Source organism: Rhizobium sp. CG4 (assembly GCF_023701965.1).
Lineage (GTDB): Bacteria > Pseudomonadota > Alphaproteobacteria > Rhizobiales > Rhizobiaceae > Agrobacterium.
This window is the reverse complement of sequence record NZ_JABAEG010000013.1, coordinates 1-17,236: the sequence shown is the minus strand read 5'-3', so window position 1 is coordinate 17,236 and position 17,236 is coordinate 1. Positions and strand designations below refer to the sequence as shown.

Below are 17,236 nucleotides of genomic sequence, written 5' to 3'. Positions count from 1 at the left end.
CAGCGGGGATCGACTACAAAAGCTCAAACAACGCCGAGTGATCCTTGTCTCCGAAGCCTTTGGCCAACGCACTGTTCATGAGCTGTTGCACCAACGCTGCGTTTGGCAACATCAACTCGAGAAGTCGGGCTGATTCCATAGCAAGCGACAAATCCTTGTGATGCAGACGCATGCGGAAGCCTGGTTCAAACGTTCCGTTGATCATACGTTCGCCGTGCACTTCAAGAACACGAGACGCGGCAAAACCACCCATCAATGCCTTACGTACAATCGCGGGGTCGGCGCCTGCCTTTTGAGCAAACCTCAGTGCCTCTGAAACCGCCTGGATATTGAGAGCAACAACGATCTGGTTCGCAACCTTCGCAATCTGGCCGTCCCCGACGCCACCAATCAAGGTGATGTTCTTGCCCATACGCTCAAAAAGCGGTCTGGCACGCTCAAAGACCTCAGCCTTTCCACCAACCATGATGGTCAGAGACGCTGCCTTTGCGCCAACCTCGCCACCCGACACAGGTGCATCCAGATAGTCGCAGCCTAGGGCTTCAATTCGAGCCGCAAAGTCTCTGGTTGCCAACGGCGAAATGGAGCTCATATCGATGATGAGCTTGCCGCTGCTGAGACCTTGCTGAACGCCATCCTGCCCAAACAGAACTGTTTCGACATCAGGCGTGTCGGGCAGCATCAGAATGATCACCTCGGCCGACTTCGCAACCTCCGCCGCTGTGTCGCAGGCAACCGCACCGCTCTCAACGAGATGCGAGGAGACGGGCTTGACCCGATGCACATAAAGGTCATGACCGGCTTCAATCAAATGCTGCGCCATCGGGCGACCCATAACGCCCAGTCCAATAAATCCAACTTGCAACGTACCTTCTCCCTTATTGATATGCCTTCAGCCAGCCGAGCCCCTGGCTGGTATCGCCCGCCGGGCGATACTCACAACCAACCCAGCCATCGTAGCCAAGCGCGTCCAGACGTTTGAAAATGAAATCGTGATTGATCTCGCCTGTGCCAGGTTCGTGGCGCCCTGGATTATCGGCGACCTGAACATGGCCAATGGAGCTCTGCAGCCTCTCGAACGTTCTGACGATGTCGCCCTGCATGATCTGCATGTGATAAAAATCGTACTGTATCAACAGATTGGGATGGTTGACGCGCCCGATGATACGTTCGGCATGATCTGTGTTGGTCACATAATAGCCAGGAATGTCGCGGGTGTTGATCGGTTCGAACACCAAGGTCACACCTGCATCTGCAAGCCGCGTTGCCGCATAACGCAGGTTTTTTACCAAGGTCTCCTCCAGAATGTCGGGAGCCACATCCTTGGGAGCGACACCGGCAAGACAATTGACTTTTTGACAATCAAGAACACCCGCATATGCCAGTGCAGTGTCCACCGACACCTCGAACTCGGCGACCCTGTTGGGCAGGCAGGCTAAGCCACGCTCTCCTGCCGCCCAATCACCGGCCGGCAAATTGAAAAGAGCTTGTGTTAAACCGTTTTTCTTCAATTCGGCGGCGACCGCCTCGGGTGTCTCCTCGTACGGGCTGACATACTCGACGGCCTTGAAACCGTCCGCAGCGGCGGCAGCAAAACGCTGGATGAATGGGTGCTCCGTATAAAGCATGGAGAGATTGGCTGCGAATTTGGGCATGTGCTGGCCTCAGGTTTGCTCTGCGCGCAGACGATGAAGCATGCGCTTGTTGCGTGGATCGGGATTTGGAACGGAGGAAATCAACCGCCTCGTATAGGGCTGCGACGGGTTGGTGCAGATCGTCTGCGCATCTCCAACTTCAACAATCTTTCCCTTGTGCATCACCGCCACGCGATCACAGAAGTAGCGCACGACCGAAATATCATGAGAAATGAAAATGAAGCTGAGATGCAGCTGCTTCTGGATATCAAGCAGCAGATCGAGGATCTGGCTACGGATCGATACATCAAGTGCAGAGGTTGCCTCGTCTGCAACGATCACTTTGGGATCAACTGCCAGCGCTCTTGCTATGCCGATGCGCTGCCGTTGGCCACCAGAAAAGGCGTGCGGATAACGCTCCATCGCCAGTGGGTCCAGGCCCACTTTTTCAAGCAGTTGGGCAACGCGTTCTTCGACGGCTTTCCCGCTCATTTTTCCCGATACGATCAGTGGATCCGCAATGATCTGCTTGACTGTCATTCTCGGATTAAGAGATGCAAAGGGGTCCTGAAAGATCAGTCGCACATCCTGATGGTAGCGACGCAGATCAGTTTTACCGAGCGAGGTGACCTCAACAGGTGCAGTGTCACCATCGGGGCGGAAATGTACGCTGCCCGCGGTGGGCTCTATCACACGCAACATCATGCGCCCTAAGGTCGTCTTGCCTGAACCGCTTTCGCCAACAATGCCCAGATTTTCACCCGGAAAGAGTTCAAGAGTGGCATTGTCCACCGCGACCAGTCCCTGACCAGCGCTTGCGCCGAAAAGTTTCGATGCCCCACCGTAAATTTTCGTCAGTCCGCGTATCGATAGTACCGGCTCGACCGAAGAACTGAGCGACGAAGGTAGCGCTCGTTTTTCGGCAGCGCCCTCTAGCTTCACTGTCGCGTTCAAAAGTTGGCGCGTGTAGGCATGCTGGCTGGTGTGGAAGATCTCATCGACTGGTCCCTTCTCAACGATCCGCCCAAACCTCATCACCGCAACATCGTCAGCTACCTCGGCGACTACGCCCATATCATGGGTGATCAGCAGCATTGCCATGCCACGCTCGTCTTGCAGGCGTTTAATGAGGTCAAGGATTTCCGCCTGGGTGGTCACGTCCAGTGCTGTCGTAGGCTCGTCAGCAATCAACACTTCAGGATCGCAGGCCAGAGCCATGGCGATCATAGCTCTCTGGCGCATTCCGCCCGAGAACTCGAAAGTGTATCGCTTGGCCATCAAAGCTGGCTGCGGGATCTCGACCTGCCTCAACAGATCGATACAGCGCTCCCAAGCTTCTTTCTTCGAGACCTTGTTGTGCAGTCGGATAGCCTCGACAATCTGCGATCCGATCGTGTGGACGGGCGAAAGTGAGCTCATCGGTTCTTGAAAAATCAACCCGATGCGACCGCCACGAATGGCAAGCACCTCGCGACTGCCCTCTGCCATTTTTGCGACGTCAACCGGACCGCCTGGTCCGTCGAGAAGGATCTCGCCGGCGATCATGCGACCTGGCTTGTCGATGAGCCTCATCAATGAGCGGGCAGTAACCGATTTTCCCGATCCACTTTCCCCGACAAGTGCCAGTGTCTTGCCGCGTTGCAAATCGAAATTCACGTCACGCACGGCATGAAGGATGTGTGTTCGCAAATGGAAATCGATGGAGAGATTGCGCACCGAGAGCAATGTTTCAGATTTTATCATCGTGATGCACCTCATGTGTCATAAGGGTCGGCCGCGTCGCGCAGACCATCGCCAAAGAAATTGAAGGACAGCACAGCCAGCACGACGGCCAGGCTTGGCCAGATCAGCAGCCACGGGGCTGTTGCAACCGTACGGACATTTTGTGCGTCCTGAAGCAATACGCCCCAACTGACGACAGGCGGTTTGAGGCCGACCCCTAGAAATGACAGCGACGTTTCAGCAACGATCATCGTGGGAATGGCGAGCGTCACGACAGCAAGGATATGGCTGGTAAGCGACGGAAGAATGTGACGAAAGATGATGCGGCGCTCGTTTGCTCCATCCAGCCTGGCGGCCGTTACAAAATCTTCGCCACGCAGCGAGAAGAACCGCCCCCTGACCTCGCGGGCAAGTCCTGTCCATCCCAACAGTGAAACGATCAGCGTGACCATGAAATAGACAGATAAGGGTGACCATGTCAGAGGAATGGCGGCGGCCAGCCCCAGCCACAACGGTATTGTCGGCATGGCGCTGACAATCTCGATGATACGTTGTATCAGGGTGTCGACCCAGCCTCCGTAATATCCCGATACCGCTCCCATGATAACGCCAAGGGTAAGCGAAATGGCCACACCCACGAGGCCAATCGACATTGACACTCGAGTTCCGTAGATCAGTCGGCTCATCAGATCTCGTCCAAGACGATCCGAGCCGAGAAGATACATCGGTTCCCGCTGGTCGAGCGGTCCCATCAAACGAGTTTGCATCGGGATAAGCCCCCAAAGCTTATAGGGCGAACCTTCCACAAACAGGCCAATGGGAATGATCTTTGTTTCGTCAACGACAAAGCTGCGGCGCAGGGCCTTCGGATCAATCTCGATCTTGTAACCTTTGACATGGGGAAGAAACTTGCTTCCGCCATCCGCCGAGGGGGCAAACAGGGCAATTCTCTGCGGCGGGGCAAATGTGTATTGCGGCCTTGATGCGTTGGGCAGACCCGGTGCCAGGAACTCGGCAAAAACACCAATGACGTAAAGAATGAGAATGATCACACCAGCAACGGCGGCGACCTTATGTCTGAAAAAGCGCTGGCGGATCAGTGTCCATTGCCCAGCCGCCACCAGGCTCTCGACCTTACCGCTGCGTTTCAAAGGACTGATTGCGGGACCTGTTTCCAGCGTGGAGACGCTATTTGTGTCACTCAACATGGAGAGCCCCTTCAGTTGAAACGGATGCGCGGATCAAGCGCAGCCAGAAGAATGTCGGAAATCAGCATGCCAACCAGGGTGAGCACGCCCATGAGAAGAATGAAACTGCCGGCGAGATACATGTCCTGCCCCACAAGCGCCCGAAGGAGTAGCGGGCCTGCGGTTGGCAGATTGAGGACGATTGCAGTGATGGTCACACCGGACACAAGATCGGGCAAAACCCAGCCAATTGAGCTGACGAAGGGGTTCAGCGCGATACGCACCGGATATTTTACAATGACTTTCCGTTCGGGAAGCCCCTTTGCACGCGCCGTAATCACGTAGGGTTTGCTCAATTCGTCGGAGAGATTGGCACGCAGAATGCGGATCATTGCCGCAGTACCGGACATTGCGATGACAATGATCGGTATCCACATGTGACTAAGCATGTCCGTGAATTTGGCAACACTCCACGGTGCATCTACAAATGCAGGAGAAAAAATGCCTCCGACGCTTTGGCCCAGAAAACGGTAGCTCATATACATCAAGGTCAGTGCCATGATGAAGTTGGGCACTGCCAGGCCGATAAATCCAAGCAGGGTAAAGGCGTGATCACCGAACGAATGCCTTTTTACCGCTGAGTAGATACCGATGGGCAGTGAAATGGCCCAGACCATCAACAGACTGGCAAACGAGATGAGCAGGGTCGAGCCCATGCGATCCCAGATCAGCGTTGATACCGGCTGGTTCCACTCGAACGAGTAGCCGAAATCGCCCCGCGTCAGAATACCCGTCATCCAAACGAAATACTGGACATAGACGGGCTGATCGAGACCATACTGCGCGCGAAGGCGGGCGATGGTTGCTTCATCCAGGTTCTGTCCCCCATCAGCCATGGTGGACAGAAGCGAGGTCAGATAATCGCCAGGCGGCAATTGAATGATCATGAAGGCGATTAACGACATGCCGAACAATGTCGGTATCATGTAGAGAATACGTTTCAGCACATAGGCCAGCATGGCTTCCTCCCACTGGTTTTCTCGGCTTATGAATGCCAGGTCAGGTGGACCGTCTCCATGGCCTCGACCGATGGCACCTCCATTTCGACCCGGCCGCCCACGATACGGCAGGCGCACTCCTGACCTTTCACCAGCATCTTTGCGACGGCAGACCGCTTTCCTTTCGGCAGTGCTACTGAAAGCGTCTGGACCCCAATGGGGTACACCTCTCGCAGCGGTCCCTTCATCATCATTGGGTTTGTCAGATTGACAAGGAATACCACCAGTGCGTCTTCCTTTTCGTAGATCGCAATATCGATGATCCCCTTGCCATCAATTCTAACACGATGATCTTCACCGAAAGCCCAGTTGACTGCATTAGCAATCAACCGCCCGTGGTCCGGTGCCAGCACTTTCCAATAGACTTCACCGAGGTTGAAGGGGATGTAAACCACGCGACCGCCATACCCTGTGTCCCTCGCGACAACGGCTGCGCCCGTCGGCTCTTGTCGCGGATAGACCTCTTCCATAGGCAAATCAGGAAAGTCGGGAACGTAGAGAAACGGTGTTTCTGCAGTTTTTTCTGCATTGACGGCTATCAGGTGCGTACCACCGATGATGCGGGCAGCACCGTCGTAACCGATGTTGATTGGATGGGTACCTGAAAGAGCAATGTAGGTGTTTTTGACCGGCCCGCGGGTCGAAGAGGTCAAATGTGCCCCAAAGACGTCTGCCAGACCAAAATCAGCGCGCGGCTTGCCCACCTGGTCGTAAAGCGACGTTTCGTATGCAGCAACAACCGATCCGCCGCGTTGGACGTAGGCTTCGATGGCGCTACATTGTTGATCGGAAAGGTAGGCGGCGTTTGCCAATATGATTAGCTTGAAGCGATCCAGCGTTTCTGCTGTCATGACCTGATCGGACACAAACTCGAACGGAATACGTGCCTCGACCAGAGCATGATAGAAGCCGAGATCGTTTTGCTCGGCAATATGCCGTTCTTCTGGCGCCCAGTGCCGAAGCGTGGTTGAAGGATCGATAATCGCAATCTCGGCAGTTGGTTGCATGCCGTCGATATGCGGCTCGATGTCAGCATGAAGATTGAAGGCCTCGACGACCGGCTGTACCCAGCGATCGTCTGGAACACATGCATTGAATTTCGTGAACCAGGGGAAAAGTCCCTGCGCCATGCCGTCATGGATCCAGAGCTTGATTTCTTCTCCGCTCTGAACGGAATCCTTCCAGCGATATTCCTCCTCTGGCCCGATGGACGTAATCAAGCCAACAGGCCGATCTCGAAATGTAGCGCGGATGCGTTTGCCGTTTCGCCCCGCGGACCAGCCAACCTCAACGCCTTGACGTGCCTGATGGTCAACGAAAAGAATCGGGCAATGTTTTTGAATAAGTGAAAGGTCAAATTCCATGAGCGATGAGCCGCTCATGTTGGGGATGAAGCTGGCATGCGGCCGAATGCCTTTGACGGTTTCGTCCCAATAAACAACCAGTTCAGTCAGAATACGCCTGCGCCACGCAGCCCATGCCTGCCAGGCAGGATCACTCGCATCCGGTTTTAGCGGCAGGTCAAAGCCGGTCTCATCCTTGAAACGCCGCTGGTTGTCCTCGCTGTAGGACACCCCATGACCTTGCCATCTATTGGCAAACACCGCGTCAATGTCGTATTTCGAAACAATCTCACGAATGACGTCTGTCGTAAAATCGCGGTTGTAGCTTCCCAGTGCGTCAGTCACATAAATGCCGGGAAATGCCCAGTGCTCGCGCGGACTGCCATCCTTGTTGATTGCAACCCATTCAGGGTGGGCCTGCGCTGCATCCGCATGAATTGCATGTGGATCGACACGTGCCATCACGTGCATTCCCAATTTGCGTGCACCCTCAACGATCGTGCCAAAAGGGTCTGTGCTGCCAATGAACTTGGACACATAGTGCAAAGGGATTTCGCTGGGGTAATAGGCAATGTAACCGCCCGCCGAAAGGCATAAGGCATTCGATTTCGTGCGCCGGAAAACATCGATCCAAAATTCTGGATCGTATTTTTCCGGATCGTCCTCCGCAAATGTAAGCTGTGTCCATCGGGTGGCAGATTTGTACCACTCATGGGAGCGGCTGGCTGTATCGGTGGACGTATTTGGTCGGTGAAGCATATTGATATCCATGGCAATAGGTTGCTGCCGCGCCGGGGACGGCACGTGCGACACGTGGAGATTTACTCTCCCCGAACCGATTTCTCAGTCCGGGGAGGGAGAGCGATCAGGCTTTGAAAAACGTCTCGGGATTGGCTGGAGCAGGTGTCGGATAGCCCCATGAATTCGGCATGGTTTCAGGAACGTTGCGCATGTCCTTCTTGACGACCCCGTAACTGTCCGTTGGCAGGCATATGCCAAAAACGTAGAATTGATCGGCTGCAATTTCCAGAATCTCAGCCATCAGTTTCTTCTGCTCGTCAGGATTGGCCGAGCCAAGTACGCGGTCATAAAGGGCCAACGCATCCTTGACCGGTTGAGGTGGCTCGACTGCGCCCTTGGAACTGGGATCTCGATACCACAACTGCCATCCCTTGGCGTAAAGCGCTTCGGTGGTATTTGGAATGTAGTAGCGAGGATCAAGAATGGCGGCAATTCCGCCATTACCGCCGAAGCGGTGAGCCGTCGCATCATATTCGATACCCTGACGCACCCTTACTTCCCACAACGAGCGGTCCATCGTTCGCATTTGAACATCAACACCAACAGCCTGGAACATAGGCAGCGCCAGCTGAAAAATGTCGAGGAAGGTTGCGCGCGCCTGATCAATTTCAAATATGACCGTTAAACGTTTACCGCTGTCATCCAGACGGTAACCCTCACCGTCCTTGTTGGGAAGGATCTTGTCGAGAAGGGCAATTGCGCCTTCCGGGTCATATTGCGTGAACTGCGTTGCGAGGCGCTCGTTGTAGAGCGGATCTTCTGCTCTGAGTGCGGGTTGCGATACTGTGCCCTGGCCGATGAAAACCGTGTCGATGATGGCTTGGCGGTCAAGCGACATCGATAGAGCAGCCCTGAAATCCTTGTTGTTGTAAAGCTGGCGCTTGAACTCGTTGGGGTGATTGAGGTTGAGCTGGAACACCATCTCGTTCGTTTCGGTTGACGTCAGGGTGTAAAAACCGAAGTTGCCCTGCTCCTGTGCGTCATAAAGTACGGCGCGATTCGCCGGGGTTGCGATGTACTGGTCCATCAGGTCAATCTCGCCCTGCATCGCTTTCAAAAGCAACACCTGGGGATCGGCGACCATCTGGTATACAATGCGGTCCAGATAAGGCAGCTGCTTGCCGTCAGGATCGACCTTCCAGTAGAAAGGATTGCGCTCGGCAATTGCCCTATCGGTGCTTTGTCCGGGAGCCACGGTCATCTTCCAGGCGTGGATGACGGGGCGTTGCGAATTCTGGAAGAATTCATTGTCGACAACCAGCCCGGCCTCACGCTGGAATAACTGGATCCAACCGGAGGCGCCCTTTTTCTTCGCCTCTTCCTCAGCATTCTTATTGTACTTGATGTGGAACTGTTTGAGATAGTGCTTTGGCGCCCGGGTCGTCTGATCATCATTCGCCCACGCCAGTCTCAACGGGAAAAGCCCGTTTGGCGCGGCGAAGATTACCTTGAATGTCACGTCGTCAACGGCTTCAAACCGTGCTTTCTTTCCACCGGAACGCAGGTGGTTCTGGCCGACGTCATCCAGCCCCTCATAGTTGAAGATATCTTCGTACCAAAACAGGATGTCTTCGGTGGTAAAGGGTTCACCGTCCGACCATTTCATACCCTTCCGAAGCCTGAAGGTGAATTCTGTCGCATCAGCATTGGCTTCATAATGTTCGGCGACATTTGGCACAACGCCCGACCAGTCTGGTGAATATCGCAACAGCGGTTCATAGGCTTGGTACCGGAAAAGCATCGACAAGGAACCGCCGCCAACAATGGCACTGTTCCAGTCGCCACCGTGTGAGCCGACGCGCTCAAGCGGTGTGACAATCAACGGGTTCAACGGCAAACGATCCGCCAGCGCAGGCAGTTTTCCTTCGCCGACAAGGTCTTTCAGCATTTCAGCTTCAGTGAAAGTCATTTGAGCCCAAACAGGTAGGGCAGGCAGCAAAACAGCTGCTGTTCCCGCAGCGAGAAACGCGCGGCGTTTTAATCCTTGCATGTTTTCCTCCTCGTTTCATACGCCGAGTGAATCTCCCCTCCTCCGGGCCGACACCTCAGCTTTCTTGCAGATCAATCTCCATTGAGTATTTGTTTTGTTATTTTGTTAGCTTGCATTATGTATTTTGTTAGGTAAAGCGTTATGTTAAATTTTTTTATTCACTGCGCGATGCGTCAATATTCAGGAGGGTTCGACATGGGTCGGGTCACGCTGCAGGACATTGCCAGCTACACCGGGCTGTCCAAATTTGCCGTCTCCCGCTCCCTTGCGGGAAAGGAAGGTGTGAGCGAAAGCACGCGACAGCGGGTTGAGGAGGCTGCAACCGCACTCGGGTACAACCGGCAAAAGCCGATTGAGGAACAGCGCGAAATCACCCTCATCTTTCATGATAAAGTGGATAGTGTGAGCTATGAGCTGCGCACGATGCTCCAGGATGGCATGCAACGGGAGGCCCACCGGCTCGGCCAGCCGGTTCGGTTGCAGTGGACCCACGATGCCAATCGCGTAGAGGCAATGGCCAAAGATAGCGCTGGCATCATTCTTGTTGGCCCTCACGAGCAGACCACGCTCGACATCGTCAAAGCTTCAGGTGTACCCGTGGTCCGGCTGGGCTGGGTTTCCCCTTTGGAGCAGGCGGATCATGTGGGCGGAACCGATCATGAGGCCGGAATTGCTGTGGGTGAATATCTGCTTGGTCTTGGCCACCGCAAGATCGTCTTTCTTCAGGGTGAAGAAGGATATCGCGGACGACGGGAGCGATACTATGGTCTGAGGGAGAGCCTGGAGGGTTGCCCGGATGCTGAACTCCATGACCTGCGTTTCGCAGAAGACGGCGGCTTTATCCCGGCCCTCTTAACACTCCAGAAATCCGGCGTCCTCCCCACGGCAATGTTTTGTGCTCATGACGGGTTGGCACTGACCGCGGTTTCCGAGCTTCTAGCCCGCGGGTTCAGGATTCCCGAAGATATGTCGGTTGTCGGCTTTGGCGACTTCTCCGCTGCAACCCAGATATCTCCACAACTTACGACGATTAAAGTACAAGGCCTGGAAATGGGTGCAACGGCGCTTCGGCTTTTGCTGGAGCGGCTTGAAACGCGCGACCTCTCGGTTCCGGCACGACGCATTCTTATTGCATCGACATTCATTGAGAGGAGATCATCGGGGCCGGCTCCCGTGCAAGCGAAACAACTCAATGAGGCTTCGAGGTAACTTGCCTTTGGCCGGGTTCGAACCGGCAATCCAACAGCATGTTGGTTAGGCCATGGAAGCAGGAGGCGTGAAGAACTCACGATCATCCAGCGAGACACGATGGCCATTTTCACTCGTGTGGTGAAATCAATCGCCAGAGGCGTAGAGTAAAGAAATATCGCGGTGGTGTAGCTGACAGTTGGCACTTTCACTCTTCACCACAGCACGCTTTGGCTCCAGTAGGACCAAGCAACCACTTCGATAAGCATATTCCCGATCTCCGTTCGGCAGGGTCTTTTGAACTGGCACTTCGTCCATCGGCCGTACTTCCTGCGCCGTTTCTTTTTGCACATCAGCAGAGGAGCAAGCGGCGAGCGTTGCCATAATCGGGAGGGCAAAGATGAGGCTATATTTCAGCATGTCTGTTTCCTTCTTGATGTCTTACGCTAGGAGCAAGATGAGGCGAAAAGACGAGCGCGCCCGCCTCTCGGTAAATCATCGATCGCCGGGCCACACAGCTCAAATCGGCGGCACTGGCATGTGCAAAGCACTCCGACACTGACGTCGCCGATCGGAGCAAGGTTTTCAGCAGGCTAAGCTGAGTTGGAACAAGCCGTGTCCCATCTCAACTGGTTTCGGCCATTCATGCCGTCCTCGCCCAACGAAGTAGTCGCGCCAGGGGTACGAGAGAATCGAGACGATGCGTCAGCACTCCACGCGTCCACCATGAAACTCGATGAAAGCTTTTATCCCCTTAGATCTTCGTCAGACACATGGTCAAAGCACCAGTGGTCGGTCGCCCTGGCGTCCCCGCGACATCCGTGCCCCCCATTATTTCCGCTGTTGGTCTGTGAGCGCTCTTCAAAACCGGGCGTGTGGCCCGCTCAGGTCAGTCGGCAAGTTAAACTAGTCTCCAGCAGCATGGAACAATTGCCGGGTCCTGGGGTTAGGGACTGAGGAGTTCGTAACTACGAGCTCCAAACGAGAGGAATACCCCAGTGAAAAATTATATGCTTGCCGCGGCGCTGCTCAGCGCCAGCGCGGTTTGCGCATTCGCTCAGACAGCGCCGACCGCGAACTCTGATGCAACGACACCAGCTATCGCCACACCGCAGCCTAGGAATGCCACTGCACCCGTTGAAGGGGCAAACAGCTTCACCGAAGCACAGGCGAAAAAACGGATCGAAGAAGCAGGGTTCTCCGTCAAGGACCTGAAAAAGGATGACAATGGCATCTGGATGGCCACCGGCGTGAAGGACGGCAAGTCCGTTTCGGTCGCACTCGACTATCAGGGCAATGTCGTCGCGAAGTAACCCAATATAACAATAGGAATTTCAATTATGAAAACTATAACCGGCCTTTTCGACAACTATTCCGATGCAAGCGCAGCTGTCGGCGCTCTCGAGTCAGCGGGCGTAAAATCCAGCGACATCAGTATCGTTTCTCACAATGCGGACGATCGGCACGCGGATAATTCAAATGCAGCCGAGGGCGCTGGCACAGGTGCTGGCATAGGTGCCGCCATCGGCGGCACTGGTGGCCTGCTCACGGGTCTTGGTCTGATGGCAATCCCTGGCGTTGGACCGGTCGTGGCCGCCGGATGGCTTGCAGCCACAGCTGCCGGTGCGGTTGCAGGCGCAGTCGCAGGCGGCGCGACCGGCGGGATAATCGGCGCCATGACAAGCTCGGGCGTAACCGAAGACGACGCGCACGTCTATGCCGAGGGCGTTCGCCGCGGCGGAACGCTGGTAACGGCTAAAGTCGAAGACACACTCGCTCCACAAGCAGACGCAATTTTGAAGCGTTCGAACCTGGTTGATCCGACAGAGCGGCGAGCCGCTTACGAGGAGCAGGGTTGGACGCGTTTCGACGATACCCTCGACCCCTACCCCGCCGAGGAAATCGAGCAGGAACGTAACCGCTATCGCCGCACAGGCGCTGGTCTCTAGCCCAGACAAAGCCCGCCCATAAGAGGCGTGTTTTCCAATTTTAGTTCACCCCTTTTAAAAAACAGGACAACACCAATGGCTAACGAAAAAACATTGAACGACCTTTTCCTTGATACCCTCAAGGACATCTACTTCGCTGAAAAACAGATCCTGAAGGCCTTGCCGAAAATGGCGCGCGCCGCGCAATCAGAAGAAGGCAAGGCTGGATTCCTCCAGCATCGCGACGAAACTCAGGTTCAGATCGAGCGTCTGGAGCAGATTTTCGAGCTTCTTGGCAAGCCCGCTCGCGGCAAGACATGCGAAGCGATCCAGGGCATTCTCGCAGAAGGCGAAGAGATCATGGAGGACTACAAAGGCACGGCAGCGCTCGATGCCGGACTGATTTCTTCCGCGCAGGCTGTCGAGCACTATGAGATCGCCCGTTATGGCACGCTGAAGTCCTGGGCCAGCCAGCTTGGAATGAAGGAGGCAGCGTCGTTACTGGATGCCACCTTGCAGGAAGAGATTGCCACGGACCAGAAGCTCACGGCGCTCGGTGAATCTTCAGCGAATGCCAAAGGCACGATGAAGAAAGCCAGCTAGACTGCCGACACTACGGATCAGGCCGCCCTTCGGGGGCGGCCTTTCTGCTTTCGGGCCGCAGGCGCCCGTCGAACCCAGTTCATCAGGAGCCCACCATGGCCAAGAACACAACCGCTAAATCGCCGCATTCAGCACCCGATACCGCCACGATACACGATGTGACGCTACAGCGCGGGCCGGGTGGTGAACTACACCAGATAGCCGAAGGCGACACACCCATATTGACGACCGCCCAGGGCGGACCAATTGCGGACGACCAGAACTCGCTGCGCATCGGGGCCCTGGGACCACTCGTCGTCGACGACTTTCACTTCCGTGAGAAGATGTTTCATTTCGACCATGAGCGGATTCCCGAACGGGTCGTGCATGCGCGCGGTTATGGTGCGCATGGATTCTTCGAGACGTACGATTCATTTGCTGCCTATACGAAAGCTGATTTCCTGCAGCGTAAAGGTGAAAAGACGCCCGCCTTCGTACGTTTCTCGACCGTAGCCGGAAACAAGGGGTCTGCCGACCTCGCACGCGACGTGCGCGGGTTTGCCGTTAAGCTCTACACCCAGGAAGGCAACTGGGATCTGGTGGGCAACAACATTCCCGTCTTTTTTATCCAGGACGCCATCAAATTCCCGGACCTCATTCATGCGGCCAAGCAGGAACCGGATAGGGCCTTCCCCCAAGCGCAGACGGCCCATGACAATTTCTGGGACTTCATCAGTCTCACTCCCGAAAGTATGCACATGGTCATGTGGACCATGTCCGATCGTGCCATACCGCGGTCTTTCCGCTTCATGGAAGGTTTCGGGGTGCACACCTTCCGCCTGGTGAATGCCAAGGAGGAGTCGACTTTCGTGAAATTCCACTGGAAGCCAAAACTGGGCCTTCAGTCCGTGGCCTGGAACGAAGCGGTCAAAATCAACGGCGCCGACCCGGACTTCCACCGTCGCGATCTCTGGAACGCCATCCAGTCAGGCAACTTTCCGGAATGGGAGCTACAGGTCCAGCTTTTCGATCAGGCCTTCGCCGACAGCTTTGATTTCGACGTACTCGACCCGACGAAAATCATCCCCGAGGAAATCATCAAGCCTCAGCCGATCGGGCGGCTGGTCCTTGACCGCATGCCAGACAACTTCTTCGCGGAAACCGAGCAGGTTGCCTTCATGACGCAGAACGTGCCTCCGGGCATCGATTTCAGTAACGACCCTCTTCTGCAGGGCCGCAACTTTTCTTACCTCGACACACAATTGAAACGCCTGGGCGGGCCGAATTTCACGCACCTGCCTATCAATGCCCCGAAGTGTCCGTTCGCACATTTCCAACAGGACGGTCATATGGCAATGCGCAATCCTGTCGGTAAGGTCAATTACCAGCCGAACTCGTTTGGCGAAGGGCCGCGGGAATCACCGACCCGTGGGTACCGACATTTCCCCGCCGAGGAACAGGGAGCAAAAGCCCGGCTACGTCCGGAGAGCTTTGCTGACCACTATAGCCAAGCAAGGCAATTCTTCATCAGCCAAACACCACCGGAACAGCGCCACATCGCCGCTGCTTTGACATTTGAACTCAGCAAGGTTGAAATCCCGGTCATTCGCGAACGCATGATATCCCATCTTTTAAACATCGATGAGACGCTTGCCACGACCGTTTCCCAGAAGCTCGGCATCAAGAGAATGCCAAAGCCTGCTGACGCTGCGGTACCAACGCGCCAGGATCTGGAGCCATCCCCCGCGCTCAGCATCATCGAAAACGGGCCCCAGCGCTTCGAAGGGCGAAAACTTGGTATTCTGGTCACCGATGGTGTGGATGCCAGGCTACTGAAAGGTCTGACAGATGCCATCATAAAGGAAAAAGGTGTTGTCGAGCTGATTGCACCCAAGGTCGGCGGGGTCGAAGGGTCTGATGGGAGTTGGATCGAGGCTCAGCATATGATCGATGGCGGACCGTCGGTCCTGTTCGATGCCGTGGCCATTCTCACGTCGACCGATGCGATTGACGACCTAGTGAATGAGGCGACTGCCAGAGACTTTGTGGCCGACGCTTTTCAGCACTGCAAATTCATCGGTTACGATCAATCAGCGCTCCCGCTGCTTGAAAAAGCGGGGATTGCAGACCTTGATGAAGGCGTTCTGGCTTTGCCCGGAGAAGAGGGCCTGTCAGCTTTCGTTTCGGAACTTGGCAAACTTCGTGTCTGGGGCCGTGAGCCATCGGTAAAGCTTGGTAAGGCTTCTCCGCCAATCAAGTAGCCTAGATGGGCGGGGTTGTCCCCGCCCATCAACCAGCAAACGATCGCACATCCAAAGTGACACACGGAGCGCTGCGAGCATGAAAATATTACGGTCGTAGTATTGGAATAACACCCGTTTCAATGGACTTCGTCTAATCTGTTGCTGCAATCATCGCGGCTATAGGGAGGGATGTATGATGGCGAAGATTCTTATGATTACCGGTGACTTCACCGAGGACTATGAAACGATGGTTCCGTTCCAGACGCTTCTGGCCTGCGGCCACAGCGTCGATGCCGTATGCCCCGGCAAAAAGGCGGGCGACAAGGTCAAGACCGCGATACACGATTTCGAAGGCGAACAGACCTACTCGGAAAAACCCGGCCACAATTTCACTTTGAATGCCGATTTCGCATCGGTCGATCCAGCGCATTACGATGCGTTAGTCGTCCCGGGCGGCCGTGCACCGGAATATCTCCGGATGGACCCCGATGTCCTCGCCAAGGTGAAGCATTTTTTTGACGAGGGAAAACCGGTTGCCGCAATATGCCACGGGGCTCAGTTGCTCGCTGCAGCAGGCGTTCTGAAGGGTCGTATCTGCTCGGCGTACCCGGCCTGCGCTTACGAAGTAACGGCATCGGGTGGAACATTCGCCGAGATTGCAGTGACAGAAGCCGTCACCGATGGCAATCTGGTGACGGCGCCAGCATGGCCCGCACACCCGGCATGGCTCAAGCAGTTTCTTGCGATTCTTTAAGAGCAGTCTCCAACTCCGGGCGAACCAGTGGGCAGTAGGATTGTTGCCAGCTCGAGGAATGTTCACACTGCTCTAACATTAATGGGAAGGGAGGCCCTTGCGATGTGCGAACTCTTTATCAAGGCCGATGCCAGTCAGTGGCAAAGCTGCACCCATAGTCTGCGCATCGATGGTGTGACCACTTCGATCCGGATCGAAAATCATTTCTGGTATACGCTCAGCGAAATCGGCCTGCGCGACGGCATGACTGTCGCGCAGCTCATAACAAGGCTATGGCATGAGGCGATGGATGCCGATCATGATCTCGGCAACTTCACCTCATTCTTGCGCGTATGCTGTGCCCGTTACCACGCCCTCATCGCTGCGGGCGAAATTTCGGCAAATCTAAGCATCCCTATTGCCGATCACGCGGCCCGCGAAATACTTGCCCGGGAGGCACAGCAGTATAACACGATAGTCAACTGACAAGGGTGCTCTGCCGTGATTTGCCTTCTACCACGCACCTCAAGCAACTGGCCTGCCCGGACGTTTCAGATCCTGGGTGGCGAAAGTGCTGTTTCGTCAAATCCCGATCTGCCGATCACCGACGAGATGGAAATGACGTGGCGGCCGCATTGACACCCATAGGTAGAATTGCCTGCTCGCAAAACTAAAAGTTGACAATCAGATTAAGATCCACTATCTATCCATTATCGATATTTTCTTGCTGAGCTTTGGTTACCGCGCGATTAGCACCGCGCTTTCAACGAACCCTCCCTTTAAAACAATCGTTATCATCATCCGCAGCGCAGTCGCGCTGAGGTCAT

General features: G+C 55.1%; 15 protein-coding genes. 7 read left to right on the top strand and 8 right to left on the bottom strand.

The window, feature by feature from the left end; translation table 11 throughout:
- Window positions 1–13: 13 nt before the first annotated feature.
- From HGO37_RS25095 to HGO37_RS25065, 7 genes are all read right to left on the bottom strand, one after another.
- Complete coding sequence (locus HGO37_RS25095; protein ID WP_250985752.1) at window positions 14–865, bottom strand: 2-hydroxy-3-oxopropionate reductase; 852 nt, start codon at window positions 863–865, stop codon at window positions 14–16.
- A 13-nt stretch (window positions 866–878) separates the two neighbouring features.
- A complete protein-coding gene (otnI, locus tag HGO37_RS25090; RefSeq protein WP_250985751.1) occupies window positions 879–1,655 on the bottom strand; it encodes a 2-oxo-tetronate isomerase in 777 nt (258 codons plus the stop codon).
- Window positions 1,656–1,664: 9 nt separating this feature from the next.
- Window positions 1,665–3,377, bottom strand: coding sequence for an ABC transporter ATP-binding protein (locus HGO37_RS25085; protein ID WP_250985750.1), 1,713 nt, complete (start codon window positions 3,375–3,377; stop codon window positions 1,665–1,667).
- Between the two features lie 11 nt (window positions 3,378–3,388).
- Window positions 3,389–4,564, bottom strand: a complete 1,176-nt coding sequence (locus tag HGO37_RS25080; RefSeq protein ID WP_250985749.1) for an ABC transporter permease — start codon at window positions 4,562–4,564, stop codon at window positions 3,389–3,391.
- An 11-nt stretch (window positions 4,565–4,575) separates the two neighbouring features.
- On the bottom strand, window positions 4,576–5,562 hold the full coding sequence (locus HGO37_RS25075; protein WP_192490204.1) for an ABC transporter permease: 987 nt from the start codon (window positions 5,560–5,562) through the stop codon (window positions 4,576–4,578).
- A 26-nt stretch (window positions 5,563–5,588) separates the two neighbouring features.
- Window positions 5,589–7,703, bottom strand: coding sequence for a family 10 glycosylhydrolase (locus tag HGO37_RS25070; RefSeq protein WP_250985748.1), 2,115 nt, complete (start codon window positions 7,701–7,703; stop codon window positions 5,589–5,591).
- Between the two features lie 106 nt (window positions 7,704–7,809).
- Window positions 7,810–9,735, bottom strand: coding sequence for an ABC transporter substrate-binding protein (locus tag HGO37_RS25065; protein WP_250985747.1), 1,926 nt, complete (start codon window positions 9,733–9,735; stop codon window positions 7,810–7,812).
- Window positions 9,736–9,930: 195 nt separating this feature from the next.
- Between HGO37_RS25065 and HGO37_RS25060 the strand changes: the two genes are divergently transcribed.
- Window positions 9,931–10,944, top strand: coding sequence for a LacI family DNA-binding transcriptional regulator (locus tag HGO37_RS25060; RefSeq protein ID WP_192490201.1), 1,014 nt, complete (start codon window positions 9,931–9,933; stop codon window positions 10,942–10,944).
- 126 nt (window positions 10,945–11,070) lie between these two features.
- Here HGO37_RS25060 and HGO37_RS25055 read toward each other — a convergent pair whose 3' ends face one another.
- The gene (locus tag HGO37_RS25055; protein ID WP_250985746.1) at window positions 11,071–11,343 is read right to left on the bottom strand and encodes a hypothetical protein; all 273 of its coding nucleotides are present in this window, start codon (window positions 11,341–11,343) and stop codon (window positions 11,071–11,073) included.
- A gap of 590 nt (window positions 11,344–11,933) precedes the next feature.
- On the opposite strand from HGO37_RS25055, the gene HGO37_RS25050 reads away from it, so the two are divergent.
- From HGO37_RS25050 to HGO37_RS25025, 6 genes are all read left to right on the top strand, one after another.
- Window positions 11,934–12,236 (top strand): PepSY domain-containing protein, encoded by a 303-nt coding sequence (locus HGO37_RS25050; RefSeq protein ID WP_285201279.1) that lies wholly within the window; start codon window positions 11,934–11,936, stop codon window positions 12,234–12,236.
- A 27-nt stretch (window positions 12,237–12,263) separates the two neighbouring features.
- The gene (locus HGO37_RS25045) at window positions 12,264–12,872 is read left to right on the top strand and encodes a general stress protein (protein WP_250985744.1); all 609 of its coding nucleotides are present in this window, start codon (window positions 12,264–12,266) and stop codon (window positions 12,870–12,872) included.
- A gap of 75 nt (window positions 12,873–12,947) precedes the next feature.
- A complete protein-coding gene (locus tag HGO37_RS25040) occupies window positions 12,948–13,454 on the top strand; it encodes a YciE/YciF ferroxidase family protein (protein ID WP_250985743.1) in 507 nt (168 codons plus the stop codon).
- A gap of 95 nt (window positions 13,455–13,549) precedes the next feature.
- Window positions 13,550–15,694, top strand: a complete 2,145-nt coding sequence (gene katE / locus HGO37_RS25035) for a catalase (RefSeq protein WP_250985742.1) — start codon at window positions 13,550–13,552, stop codon at window positions 15,692–15,694.
- 175 nt (window positions 15,695–15,869) lie between these two features.
- Window positions 15,870–16,430: a DJ-1/PfpI family protein gene (locus HGO37_RS25030; RefSeq protein ID WP_285201273.1), complete on the top strand. Its 561-nt coding sequence runs from the start codon at window positions 15,870–15,872 to the stop codon at window positions 16,428–16,430.
- Between the two features lie 102 nt (window positions 16,431–16,532).
- On the top strand, window positions 16,533–16,895 hold the full coding sequence (locus tag HGO37_RS25025) for a ribbon-helix-helix domain-containing protein (protein ID WP_250985741.1): 363 nt from the start codon (window positions 16,533–16,535) through the stop codon (window positions 16,893–16,895).
- The last annotated feature ends 341 nt before the right edge of the window (window positions 16,896–17,236 follow it).